This is a genomic window from Leucobacter allii (genome assembly GCF_022919155.1).
Lineage (GTDB): Bacteria > Actinomycetota > Actinomycetes > Actinomycetales > Microbacteriaceae > Leucobacter > Leucobacter allii.
In genome coordinates, this window is the sequence record NZ_CP095045.1 from 2,751,187 (window position 1) to 2,764,159 (window position 12,973).

General features: G+C 73.6%; 8 protein-coding genes and 1 other RNA gene. All 9 read right to left on the reverse strand.

Annotation, left to right across the window (positions count from 1 at the left end; translation table 11 throughout):
• Positions 1–44: 44 nt before the first annotated feature.
• Positions 45–1,112 carry an aspartate-semialdehyde dehydrogenase gene (locus MUN78_RS12745; protein ID WP_244726888.1) on the reverse strand — a complete coding sequence of 356 codons (1,068 nt, stop codon included), beginning with the start codon at positions 1,110–1,112 and terminating at the stop codon, positions 45–47.
• A gap of 35 nt (positions 1,113–1,147) precedes the next feature.
• On the reverse strand, positions 1,148–2,425 hold the full coding sequence (locus tag MUN78_RS12750) for an aspartate kinase (RefSeq protein WP_244690393.1): 1,278 nt from the start codon (positions 2,423–2,425) through the stop codon (positions 1,148–1,150).
• A gap of 158 nt (positions 2,426–2,583) precedes the next feature.
• Complete coding sequence (locus MUN78_RS12755) at positions 2,584–2,817, reverse strand: hypothetical protein (RefSeq protein ID WP_244726889.1); 234 nt, start codon at positions 2,815–2,817, stop codon at positions 2,584–2,586.
• 203 nt (positions 2,818–3,020) lie between these two features.
• Positions 3,021–3,617, reverse strand: coding sequence for a recombination mediator RecR (recR, locus tag MUN78_RS12760; protein WP_244694056.1), 597 nt, complete (start codon positions 3,615–3,617; stop codon positions 3,021–3,023).
• A gap of 88 nt (positions 3,618–3,705) precedes the next feature.
• Positions 3,706–6,825 carry a DNA polymerase III subunit gamma and tau gene (locus tag MUN78_RS12765; protein WP_244726891.1) on the reverse strand — a complete coding sequence of 1,040 codons (3,120 nt, stop codon included), beginning with the start codon at positions 6,823–6,825 and terminating at the stop codon, positions 3,706–3,708.
• Positions 6,826–6,971: 146 nt separating this feature from the next.
• Complete coding sequence (locus tag MUN78_RS12770; protein ID WP_244726893.1) at positions 6,972–8,453, reverse strand: phytoene desaturase family protein; 1,482 nt, start codon at positions 8,451–8,453, stop codon at positions 6,972–6,974.
• Positions 8,454–8,604: 151 nt separating this feature from the next.
• Entirely contained in the window at positions 8,605–11,712 is a 3,108-nt protein-coding gene (locus tag MUN78_RS12775; RefSeq protein ID WP_244726895.1) for a choice-of-anchor G family protein, read from the reverse strand.
• Between the two features lie 235 nt (positions 11,713–11,947).
• Positions 11,948–12,044, reverse strand: an RNA gene (gene ffs, locus MUN78_RS12780) — signal recognition particle sRNA small type.
• Positions 12,045–12,049: 5 nt separating this feature from the next.
• Entirely contained in the window at positions 12,050–12,970 is a 921-nt protein-coding gene (locus tag MUN78_RS12785; protein WP_244726897.1) for a hypothetical protein, read from the reverse strand.
• Positions 12,971–12,973: the final 3 nt, after the last annotated feature.

Below are 12,973 nucleotides of genomic sequence, written 5' to 3' on the forward strand. Positions count from 1 at the left end.
CGGGATCCGCGGATCCCGGCCCCCATCGGCCCGTGGCTCGCGCCTCAGGCGGCGAGCTTCTCCGCGACGATCTCGGCGATCTGCACGGCGTTGAGCGCCGCGCCCTTGCGCAGGTTGTCGTTCGAGATGAAGAGGGCGAGCCCCTTGCCCGCGGGCGCCGACTGATCCTCGCGGATGCGGCCCACGAAGGACGGGTCGCGACCGGCGGCCTCGAGGGGCGTCGGCACGTCGCTGAGCTCCACGCCGGGCGCGGCCGCGAGCACCTCGCGAGCGCGGTCGGCCGAGATCGGCCGGGCGAACTCCGCGTTGACCGACAGCGAGTGACCGGTGAAGACGGGCACGCGCACGCAGGTGCCCGCTACCAGCAGCTCGGGCAGCTCGAGGATCTTGCGGCTCTCGTTGCGGAGCTTCTTCTCCTCGTCGGTCTCGCCCTCGCCGTCCTCCACGATGGAGCCGGCGAGCGGCAGCACGTCGAACGCGATGGTCTTCGTGTAGATCTCGGGGGCGGGGAACGCGACGGCCGAACCGTCGTGCACGAGCCGCTCGATGCCGCCGGCCTCGACGGCGGCGACGGCCTGCCCGGCGAGCTCGCGGGCGCCGGCGAGGCCGGATCCCGACACCGCCTGGAAGGTCGTGACGACGAGGCGCTCGAGCCCCGCCTCGGCGTCGAGCGCCTTCATGACGGGCATCGCGGCCATCGTGGTGCAGTTCGGGTTCGCGATGATGCCGCGGCCCGCGGTCACGACGCCGTCGATCGCGTGGGGGTTGACCTCACTGACGACGAGCGGCACCTCGGGGTCGAGGCGCCAGGCGCTCGAGTTGTCGATGACGATGGCGCCGGCCTCGGCGAACGCGGGGGCGTAGCGCTTCGAGGCCGCACCGCCCGCGGAGAAGAGCGCGATATCGATGCCGCTCTTGTCGGCGGTGTCGACGTCCTCGACCGTGATCTCGCGACCGCGGAACTCGAGCACGCTGCCCGCCGAGCGCGCGCTGGAGAAGAATCGGAGCTCGGAGATGGGGAAGTCGCGCTCGTCGAGGAGGCGGCGCATCACGGCGCCGACCTGGCCGGTGGCGCCGACGACGGCGACGGAGTAGCCCTGCTGTTCAGCCATGGGTATTCGGGTTCCTGTTCGTGTGCGGGTCGGGGTCAGCGGCCGGTGCCGGCGTAGACGGTCGCCTCGGAGTCGGCGTCGAGGCCGAAGGCGGTGTGCAGCACGCGCACGGCCTTGTCCATGAGGTCGGCGCGGGTGACGACGGAGATGCGGATCTCCGAGGTGGAGATCATCTCGATGTTGATGCCGGCCTCGAAGAGCGTGCGGAAGAGCTGCGCGGACACGCCGGTGCTCGTGCGCATGCCGGCGCCGACGACCGCGACCTTGGCGATCTGGTCGTCGTACTGCAGGCTCTCGAACTCCAGCTGGGCGCGCTCGGCCTCCAGCGCCTCGATGACCTTGCGGCCGTCGCCGAGCGGCACGGTGAAGGAGATGTCGGTGCGGTTGGTCTGCGCGGCCGAGACGTTCTGCACGATCATGTCGATGTTCGCGTTCGTCTTGGCGACGATCTCGAAGATCTGCGCGGCCTTGCCCGGGACGTCCGGCACCCCGCCGACGGTGATCTTCGCTTCGCTCTTCTCCGCGGCGATGCCCGTGATGATCGGCTCTTCCACCTGATCTCCCTTCGGATGCCCCTTGGCGGGGTCGTAGACGATGGTTCCCGGTTCGTCGGAGAACGACGAGCGGACGTGCAGCACGACGCCGTGCCGCCGCGCGTACTCGACGGCGCGCAGGTGCAGCACCTTCGCGCCGGATGCGGCGAGCTCGAGCATCTCCTCGGCGGTGATGGCGTCGATCTTGCGCGCGAGCGGCACGACTCGGGGGTCCGTGGTGAAGACCCCGTCGACGTCGGTGTAGATCTCGCACACGTCGGCGCCGAGAGCGGCGGCGAGCGCCACGGCGGTCGTGTCGGAGCCGCCGCGGCCGAGCGTGGTGATGTCGCGGGAGTCGCGGCTGAAGCCCTGGAAACCGGCGACGATGGCGATCGCTCCCCCGTCGAGCGCCTCGCGGACGCGGCCCGGGGTGACGTCGACGATCTTGGCGGAGCCGTGCTCGGCGGTCGTGATCATGCCGGCCTGGCTGCCGGTGAAGGAGAGGGCTTCGATCCCCATCCCCTTGATCGTCATCGCGAGCAGCGCCATCGAGATCCGCTCGCCGGCGGTGAGGAGCATGTCGAGTTCGCGCGGGGCGGGGATCGGGGTGCACTCGGCGGCGAGATCCAGCAGTTCGTCCGTGGTGTCCCCCATCGCGCTCACGGCGACGACCACTTCGTTGCCGGCTCGGCGGGTCTCCACGATGCGCTTCGCGACGCGCTTGACGCTCTCGGCGTCCGCGACGGACGATCCCCCGAATTTCTGCACGATCAATGCCACAGGGGAGCCTCCTCGATTTCTACGCGAAAGGCCAGTCTACCGGAATCCCGCCCGGCGGCTCGCTGCGGCCCGGACGGGGAACCGGGGTCATCCGCCGTGCGCGACTCGTGCCGCGGCGACGGGCGCCGGGGCCGTGCCGCGCGAGCGGCCGTGCCCGGTCACGCCCGATCCACCAGCTCCCGCTCGCCGCTCCGCCTCGCGCAGTGCGCACAGCAGTAGATGGCGCCGTCGGCCTCCGCGCCGTGACCGAGGATCCGGCAGCTGCAGTGCGCGCACTGCGGCGCCATGACCTGCGCCGCGCATTCGAAGCTGTCGAAGGTGCCGCGCTCCTCGCCGCGGGTCACCGTGAAGGTCTTGTCGTAGCTGTTGCCGCAGGTATCGCAGGTGCCCATGGTCGTCTCCCTCCGTTCGCGGACCGTCGCGGACCGGGTGCCCGACGGGCGCGGCATCGTACCGGCCTCGCCCCGGTGCCGGTGCGCGTCGCCGACGGTCGCCCCTTCAGGATCGCGCGGACGCCGCCGCGGGCCCAGGGGGTGGCAGCGATGACGCCGTACGCGTATCCTCACGGCCCGGATCGGGATCGGCCGACGCCCGATCACTCGACCTTGCGACGCCCCTCGAACGCCCGGCCGAGCGTCACCTCGTCGGCGAACTCGAGATCGCCGCCGACGGGCAGGCCCGAGGCCAGGCGGGAGACGGGGACCTCGATGCTCGTGAGCAGGCGCGAGAGATAGGCGGCGGTGGCCTCGCCCTCGAGGTTCGGGTCGGTCGCGATGATGACCTCCTGCACCTCGCCTTCGCCGATGCGGCGCATGAGGGCCGGGATGCTGAGGTCGTCTGGCCCGATGCCGTCGATCGGGCTGATCGCGCCGCCGAGCACGTGGTAGCGGCCCCGGTACTGCCGCGTCCGCTCGATCGCGACGACATCCTTCGGCTCCTCGACGACGCAGATGAGGGTCGGATCGCGGCGCGGGTCGCGGCAGATGGAGCACAGCTCCTGTTCCGTGATGTTGCCGCAGATCTCGCAGAAGCGCACCTTCTCGCGCACGTCGACGAGCAGCTCGGCGAGGCGGGAGACGTCGAAGTTCTGCGTCTGGAGGATGTGGAACGCGATGCGCTGCGCCGACTTCGGGCCGATGCCGGGGAGCCTGCCGAACTCGTCGATCAGGTCTTGGACGATGCCGTCGTACACGGGCGGTGCCTCCTCAGGGATCTCGACGCGGTGCGCGTACTGCACACCCTAGACGTTGCTCCGACGGCGGGCGCGCTCGCCGCTCCGCTCAGCGGGGCGGGAGCGGCCGCTCCTCGACGAACCGCGCGCCCAGCACCTCGCGGACCACCGCTTCACCGTATCGGGTGAAGGCGGGGGCGGAACGCCGCGCCGCAGCGTCGGCGACGGGCGCCGGGGCGTCGGGCGCCGGGGCAGCCGGTGACGCGGCAGCGGGTGAGGCGACAGCCGGTGACGCGGCAGCAGGTGAGGGATCGACACTCGCCGCCGCCGGCGGCGAGCCGGTCGTCGCGCCGTTCGCGGGCGGGACCGATGCCGCGCCGATCGGAGCTGCGGGTGCAGCGCCCGGCGCGGCCGTCGGCGAAGCGGGCGGGGTCTGCGCGAGCGCCGCATTCGGTGCGGCGGCGGCCTCTGCCCGGTACGGGTCGCCCGCACCGTAGGGATCGCCGCCGTAGGGATCTCCGCCATAGGGATCGCCGTCGCTCGGCCCGAGGTCCCCGTAATCACCGGGGTCGTAGCCGCCGCCGGGGTCGTAGCCGTCGCCGGGATCGTAGCCGTCGTCGGGCGCGCCGGCCGAGCCCGTGGCGGCGCGCGGCGCCGGCAGGCTCGCATCGCCCGCTCCCGGGGCATCGCTCCCGCTCGTCGCACCGGCACTCCCCGGCGCAGCCGAGGCCGTCGCCACCGGGGCCGGCGATGCCGCCGGGACCGCGGCCGTCGGCGCTCCCGATCCCGCCGCCGTCGAGGCTCCTTCGGGGGATTCCGGGGCCGCCGGGGTATCCGGGGCCGCCGGGGTATCCGGGGCCGCTGGGGACTCCGGGACATCCGGCGGCTGCGGGATGGGCCCGGCCCAGGCCGGGGCGGCGAGGGCCGGTCCCAGGCCGCTGAGCCGCGCCGCGGCGCGCTGCACGGGGTCGTCGGCGACTCCGCCTCGATGAGGCTCCTCTGCGTCGGGGTCCCGCTGCGGGGCGCGCTCTCCGGCGCCGGCCTCGCGCTGGGTGCCCCCGGGGGCGACGCGCTTCGGAACGTACTTGACGCTCACGCCGATCGCGGAGGCGATCGTCTCCCGGAGCGGACCCGCGCCCGAGGACTTGAACGCCGCGAGGTCTGACTGCGACGCGACGCCGACGGTGAGGATGTCGCCGTCGAGCCCGAGCGGAGTGACCGTTCGTACCGCGTTCCACGCATCCCGATTCTGCTGCTGCAACTCCTCGAGGAACTCGGGCCACAGCTCGACGAGGTCCTCGAAGCCGCCTGGGGAGGTGTCGTCCTCGCCGTCCTCGGGGAGCTCGGGCGCCGTCGCCGCTCCTTCCGAAGCCTGGGCGGGGCCCTGAGCCTCAGCTGCAGCCCCGGTTCCGGCGCCCGACTGCGCGCCGCCACCGGGCATCCCGGGAGCCGCTCCTCCGTCCTGCGGCTCGGGTTCCGCAGAGACGGGCGCCGGCGTCGGGCCGGGCGCCGGCGTCGGGGCGGGCCCCGCAGCCGAAACGGCCGGCGCGGCCGGCGCGGGGCGCTCCGCTCCGATGCTCGCGATGTCCGCGGCGCTCAGCACGTCGGAGATGGGGCGGCCGAAGGAGGCGGCCGCCTCGTTCGGGTGCGGCGCGCCGGCGCCCTGAACCGTCTCGGCTCGCCGATCGTCCGACGCATGCGGGGTCGCGGCGGGCGCCGCGGCACCGGACGCGGACGGCGCGGGGCCCTCGTTCGGGGCAGCGCTCGGCACCGGGGTACCGGCGTCTTCCTCACGCAGGAACTCGCGGATCGAGGCGGCCGTCTGCGCGGCATTCGGGGTCGGACCGGCATTCGGGGTCGGACCGGCATTCGGAGTCTGCGCGGCATCCGGGGTCGGCTCGGCGGCAGCGGGCTCGGCGGCAGCGGGCTCGGTAGCGGCGCTCCGCGCGGCGGCGAGCGCCGCGAGCGGGTCCGCCCGGGGCGCCGCGGGGACGGAGGGCGCGGGTGCCGTCGGTGCCGGCCCCGACGACGACGCCCCGGGCCGCGGCGCGGCCGGGATGCCCGCGCCTGCCGGAGCGCCCGCGGCGCCCGGGCCGGGCTCAGCGGGCACTCCGGAGCCCGCGGGACCACGCGGAGCCTGCACGCCCGACCCGCGCGGAGCCTCGGACAGCGCCTGAGCTTCGACGAGGGCGCGGGCAATCATCAGCTCGAGCTGCAATCTCGGAGCCGTCGCGCCGGCCATGCGGTCGAGGGCCGCGCTCACCACATCGGCGATGCGCGAGAGCTCCCCGCGGGCGAAGCGCTGCGCCTGCGCGAACATGCGGTCCAGCTGATCCTGCGGCACGCCCCGGAACACCGCGGCGGCGCCGTCGACCGTCGTCGCGCCGACCACGATGAGGTCGCGCAGGCGCTCCAGCAGGTCCTCGACGAAGCGGCGGGGATCCTGCCCGGTCTGCACGACCCGGTCGGTCGCACGGAAGGCCGCGGCCTGGTCGTGCTCTCCGAACGCCGTCACGACGTCGTCGAGCAGCTCGGCGTGGGTGAAGCCGAGCAGGCCGGCCGCCCGATCGATGGTCACGGAGTCGCCCTCGGAACCGGCGATGAGCTGGTCGAGGATCGACAGGGTGTCCCGCGCCGACCCGCCGCCGGCGCGGACCACGAGCGGGAGCACGCCCGGCTCGACCGCGACCCCCTCGCTGTCGCACAGCGACTGGACGTAGTCGATGAGGGTTCCCGGCGCGATGAGCCGGAAGGGGTAGTGGTGGGTACGGGAGCGGATGGTGCCGATCACCTTGTCGGGCTCCGTGGTCGCGAAGACGAACTTCACGTGCGGCGGCGGCTCCTCCACGATCTTCAGCAGCGCGTTGAAGCCGGCAGCGGTCACCATGTGGGCCTCGTCCACGATGAAGATCTTGAAGCGATCCCGGGCGGGCGCGAACACGGCGCGCTCGCGCAGATCACGGGCATCGTCGACGCCGCCGTGACTCGCGGCGTCGATCTCGACCACGTCGAGCGATCCCCCGCCGTCGCGCCCCAGTTCGACGCAGCTCGGGCAGGTGCCGCACGGCGTGTCGGTCGGCCCCTCCGCGCAGTTCAGGCAGCGGGCGAGGATGCGCGCCGACGTCGTCTTGCCGCAGCCGCGCGGGCCGCTGAAGAGGTAGGCATGACCGACGCGTCCGGTCCGCAGCGCCGTCATGAGCGGATCGGTCACCTGGGACTGCCCGATCATCTCGGAGAAGGCTTCTGGCCGATAACGGCGATACAGTGCGGCAACCACGGGACCATGCTACCCGGGGCCGCCGACATCCGGCCCGACGGGGCTCCGACCGGCGCGGTCCTCCGACCGGCGCGGTCCTCCGGCCGGGGTCCCGCGCCTCACGCGTTCGCGTCGACGGCGAGATCGGGATCCGGCAGCCCGAACTCGTGCCGGAGCGCGGAACGCGCGGCGTACCAGCCGGAGAGGCCGTGCACGCCGGGCCCCGGCGACGTCGAGGAGGAGCAGAGGTACAGGCCCCGCGCGGGCGCCCGCCACGGGTCGCGGGTGAGCACGGGCCGGGAGAACAGCTGCGGCAGGCTCACGGCGCCGGCGCTGAAGTCGCCCCCGTGGTAGTTCCGGTTGTAGTCGGCGAGCCCGGCGGCCGTCACGACCCGTACCCCGAGGATCCGATCCCGGAAGCCCGGGGCGAAGCGCTCGATCTGCGCGATGACGCGCTCCGAGACGTCGACGGTCGAACCGGCGGGGACGTGCGTGTAGCTCCAGATCGCGACGCGCCCCGCGGGGTTGCGCGAGCGGTCGAAGCCGTCGGGCTGGGCGAGCAGCACGTAGGGGCGATCCGGATGCCGCCCCGCGGCCACCTCGGCCTCCGCGGCGGCCGTCTCCGCGCGGCTCCCGCCGAGGTGCACGGTCGGAGCGGCGGCGACCCGCGGATCCGCCCACGGGATCGGGCCGTCGAGCACGAAGTCGACCTTCGCCGCGCCGTCGCCGTAGCGGAAGCGCCCGAGCCGGCGGCGGTACGCCGCAGGCAGCCGCGACCCCGCGATCCTCGCGAAGCCGCGTGCCGAGGTGTCGAAGAGCACCGCCCGCCGGTCGCCCAGCTCGCGGACGTCGGTGATCGTGCGCTCCGTCTCGATCCGCCCGCCGTGCGCGAGCAGATCGGCGGCGAGCGCGTCCGTGATCGCCCGGGAGCCGCCGACCGGCACCGGCCACCCCGCCGCGTGCGCGAGCGCGCCGAGCACCGTTCCCACCGCCGAGGTCGCGAGGTTCGGCATCCGCCCGATGCTGTGGGCGGCCACGCCGCCGATGAGCGCCGGCGCGGCCTCCTCGCGGAAGCGCAGGTCCCAGAGCGGCGTGCCCTGCTCGAGGGTGCGGGCCGCGGTCCAGGCCGCCGCGACCGGATCGGCGGGCAGCCGCAGCATGCTCCCGCCGAGCGAGAAGTCGACCACGCCGTCGAGGTGCCGCAGCAACGGCCTGAAGAACCGCGCATAGGCCGCGCCGTCCCGCCCCAGCTCAGCGGCGGTGCGCCCGAGATCCCGGTAGGCCACGGCGGCCCGGTCGGAGCCGCCCCCCGCGCGGCCGTCGAGCGGGTTCGCGTAGGAGGCCTCCGGCACGACGAAGCGCATCCGGCGCTCGAGCTGGAAGGCGCGGAAGAACCCCGTGGCGAGCGCCATCGGATGGATCGCCGAGCACGCGTCATGGAGCACCCCGGGCTCGACGAGCTCGCCGGTGCGCGTGCCGCCGCCGATCTGCTCCGCCGCCTCGTAGACGGTGACGGGCACGCCGGCGCGCGCGAGCGTGACGGCCGCCGCCAGTCCGTTGGGCCCCGCTCCCACCACGGCGGCCCCGTGCGCTGCACTCATACTGCGATGGTATCGGGGGCCGGCATCCGCCTCGACCCCGCGGTTCCGGCGCGTCCGCCGGAGCGGACGGGCGACTCGCGCCCGCAGGCGCGTTGCGGAGACGGCCGAGGGGCCGATCGAATCGCTTCGACCGGCCCCTCGGACACCGCGGCTACTGCTGGCGGTACTCGTTCACCAGGCGGTAGATGAACGCGGCCATCGCCTGACGCGACAGGTTCTGCTTCGGGCGGAACTCGATCTCGTCGGAGCCCTCCACACGGTTGCCCGTGGTCAGCCCCTCCTCGTACATCCAGGAGATCTCCGTGTAGAACTGGTCGCCTCGCTTGATGTCCGACAGCGGGGAGCTCACCGGCGGGTAGTACCCCTGGGGATCCTCGAGGCGGTAGATGAAGGCGGCCATGGCCTGGCGCGAGAGCGGAGCCGTCGGCTTGTAGACCGGCTTGCCCGTCTCCTGCTCCCAGCCCGTGGAGAGGCCCTCCTCGTACATCCACGAGATCTCCGTGTAGAAGCGGTAGTCCGTGTCGAGGTCGGCGAAGGGCGACACCTCGGGGGCGACGTAGTCCTTATCCGCCTCCATCCGGTACACGAACGCGGCCATCGCCTCGCGGGTCAGGGGGCGAGCGGGGCGGTACTCGATGCCCTTCTTGCCCATGTCCCAGCCCTTGGCGTATCCGACGCAGTTCATCCAGTCGATCTCGAGGTAGAACTGGTGCGCGACCGCGACGTCGACGAACGGCGACTGGGAGCGGGGCGTGATGCACCGGCCCTCGGGGTCGGGACCGCTGGCGTTGCTGCTGCCCGAGGCGTTCGTCGAGGCGTTGGCGATCGCCGCCGCCTTCGCGGCCGCGGAGGCGTTGGAGTTCATCTCCGCCGTGCCCGACGCGGCCGTGTCCGAGTCGCTCTGGGCGTGCGCCGCGGCCTGGGCCGCGGCCAGCGCCGAGCCGTCGGCCTCGGCGGAGGCGCTCGTCGATGCCGTGGTCTCGGCCGCCGACTGCGCGGCCGCGCTCGCGTCGCCGTTCGCGCTGGCCGTCGCCGCCGTGCTCGCGTCGGCGTTCGCAGCGGCCTTCGCCGCCGCGTTCGCCTTCGAGTCCGCCGAGGCGGAGGCCGAGGCGTTGACGTTCGCATCCGCGCGACTATCGGCATCGACGTTCGTCGTCGCGCTCGCGGTGGCGCTCGTCGTCGCGCTCGCCGATGCCGTGCTGCTCGCCGCAGCATTCGCGGAGGCGTTGGTCGAGGCATCGGCCTGGGCCGCGGCCTGCGAGGCCGCGCCGGCCTCGTCGTCGCCCTGGGTGGAGCCCGAGGCGTTCGAGGCGCTGTCAGCGGTCGCGTCCTGCGAACCGACCGCCGCCGCCTCGGCCGAACCGCCCGAGGTGGCGGAGGCGTCGGTCGAGGCGCTCGCCCGCGCCGCTGCCTTGGCTGCGGCCTCGGCATCCGCCGTCGCCGCGGCGTCCGCCTGCGTGGTGTTGTCGGCGTAGGCCGACGCACGGGCCGCAGCCTGGGCGCCCGCCTCGTTGTCGCCGTTCGATGCGGCGGAGGCGGAGGCCGAAGCCGAGGCGTTCGCGTCCGGGCCCATGCCCGGCGTCTCCTCATCCGCGGCCTTCACCGTGGCGGAACCGAGCTCCACCTTCACCGCGGCGTCGCCGAGGATCGGGAGCACCTCGATGCCCAGCGCGCGCACCGTGGTGCTGCCGGCGCCGAGGTCGCCCACCTCCGGCTGCTCGTTCGCGGTCAGGGAGACCACGCCGTCGAGCACCTGCTTGAGCAGCGGATCGCTGCCGCCCAGCAGTCCGGTGACGAGCGGATCGAGGAGCCCGTTGAGCGTCGTCGAGAGGTTCGCGAGCACCGGCTGGATCACCGCGGTGTCGAGCGCGCTGCCGATGCCGCCGAGCACGCCGTTCAGGCCGTTGAGCACCGAGCCGAGCACGCCGGAGATCAGTCCGAGGATGCCGCCGGTCGCGGCGCCCTGGTTCCACACGACGTCCTGGTAGCCGTCGATACCCAGGATGCCGCCGATGGTGGCGGGGCCGCCGTCGACGTCGTCCAGCGTGATCGTCAGCGAGCCGCCGAGCGCCCCGAGGGCGCTGATGGTGATGTCGACGTCGAGCGCGAGCGAGTACAGGCCGCTCCGCACGATCTGGTCGGCCTTCGTCGCCAGCGAGTTAGGGCCGGTGCCGGTCAGCGCGTTGGTGATGCCCGCCGTGATCGCGTTGACGACCTCGGGGGTGAGCAGATCGGTGTTCGCGGGCAGGCTGTTGATGTCCTGACCTGCGTAGGGGCCGCCGGGTCCCACGAGCAGCTGCGCGAGGTCGACGGAGATGGTGCCCGTCGACAGATCGACGTTCACCGACGCGTCGCCCGCGCCGGGCGCCGACTCGTTGTTGATGGCCGTCTGCAGCAGCTGCGTGCGGACCGTGTCCACCAGGCCCGTCGTGTCGACGCTGAGTTCGGCCTCCGCGCCGCCCCCGAGCAGTCCGAGCACGGGATCGAGGAGGGCGAAGACCGGGTCGAGCAGCTGCTGGATCGCGCCCGAGTCCCCGAGCACGCCGTCGAGCAGGCCCCCGACGCCGCCGAGGACGCCGTCGACCGCACCCGTCACGCCGCCGATGGTCTCGCTGTGGAGGTTGAGCGTGAGGTCGCCGATACCGTACTCGGTGGAGACCGCTTCGCCGTCCTTCGCAGCGCTGGCGCCGAGCGCGCCGAGCTCCACCGAGGCCTCGTCGAGGACCGCGTCGGTGAGGCCGGCCAGCTGCAGCTGGTCGAGCAGATCGGTCAGATCGATCCTGGCGTTCTCGCCGGGCGTGCCGTCGAGGCGCGACAGATCGAGCCCGCCGTCGGCGCCGAGGACACCGCTGGCCGAGACGGACTCCGTCTCGCTGGGCGACGAGCTGTAGCTCTCGAGCACTCCGGCGGAGCCGAGCCAGAGCAGGCCGGGATCGTCGGGGTGCTCCTTGACGATCGGCAGACCGTCGAGGCCTCCGATGCCGAGCTCCGTCGATCCGAGCAGCGAGAGGTTGAGGCTCTCGCGATCCGCGTCGTTCGGTCCGGCCGCGGTCCATGCGCTCTCGCTGGCGCCGGCGCCGGCGACGTCGAGACCGAGGCCCTCGACGAAGAGCGTGTGGCCGTGCGCGGCCGAGTTGCTGCTCGCGTCGCGCTGGTCGGCACTCGCCACCGGCGCGATCAGTCCGCTAGCCACGACGGCCGCGGTGACCGCGAGCGCCCCCACTCCGAGCGCCTTGGCTCCGGTTCTGCGTCTGCGCATGTGATCTTGTGTGGAATCCACAAGTTCCCCCTTGTTGTCGTCCCCCGGGGGTGTGTCCCGACTCCAAGCGGATTGCGCGTCCCCGCGCTCCCCATCCGCTCGTCGTCGCAGTTCCCCCTGGTATCAGATAGTAGGGGAACGCCGGGCGAAAGGGAAACGAAATTCCCTTCCGCAGCGGCTCCGTCGGCCGAGGCCAGGACGCCGGACAGGCGACGGCCTGCGTATGCCGGGGAAACGAAAAGACTCCCCACGCACCCGCCAGAGCCCAGGTACCCTTGCTTCGTTTCCGACCTGGGGGAGTTCCCTGAGATAGCGCCACGTGGGGAGCCGTACCAGTCTAGCGGACGTTTCGCTCCCCCGCGCGCGCGGCGATCGCGTCGGCCCGCCACCCGTCGATCCGTCGCTGCCCCTCCACGCGCCCGAGTTCCCAGCGCGCCTCGGGATGCGCGTGGTACCACCGCAGCGCCGACCACAGCGCGTCGACGGGCACCGCGTACCCCGTTCCCGCGAGCAGCTGCGTGCGCTCAGAGCCATCGCCGGGCAGCAGGTCGAGGCGGATCACCGGCGTCTCCCCCCGCCCCTCCGCACCGAGATTCGCGGACACCCGCGCGATCCGCCCCCAGGGCAGCTCGACATCGCGCCCCGGGACGCGCACCGCCACGGCCGCCGCGCCGAGGGCCACGCCGCTCGGTCGCGTCGCGTAGCTTCCGCCGCGGATCCCGCGCATGAGCATGAGCCACGCCACCCAGCCGGCACCGACCCCGAGCAGCACGCAGCAGAGCGCCCCGATGGCGAGCCCGCCCGCGCCCGCGGACTCGTTCAGGCGCGGCACCGCGCCGAAGAGCTGGAGCGCCGCGAACACCGCGGCGCCGAGGAGCGCGAGGGCGGCGGTGCCGAGGGCGACGGGGAGCACCGGGCGCGGCACCCGGGTCGGGGCGAGGTGCACCCAGGAGTCGAGGGGCGGACGCTCGGCGCGGGTCATGACGAGCTGATTCAGGTAGCGGAAACGGGCCCGCGGCGGCGCCTGCGGCGCGACGCCGATGCAGAGGAGCGCGAGGCACGCCCCGCCGATGAGCCCGCTCCAGGCCTGCACGGTCTCCCCCGCGGCCGCCGAGCGTCTCGCGAAGAGGATCGCGCCGACGCCGATACAGACGGCGAGGACGAGCGCACCGGCGCGGCTGAGGCTCGAATCGCGCCTCCCGCCCGCGGCGGCCCGCGCCCCGCGCAGCGGGAAGCGCTCGAAGCCCTCCGAGGCCACCGC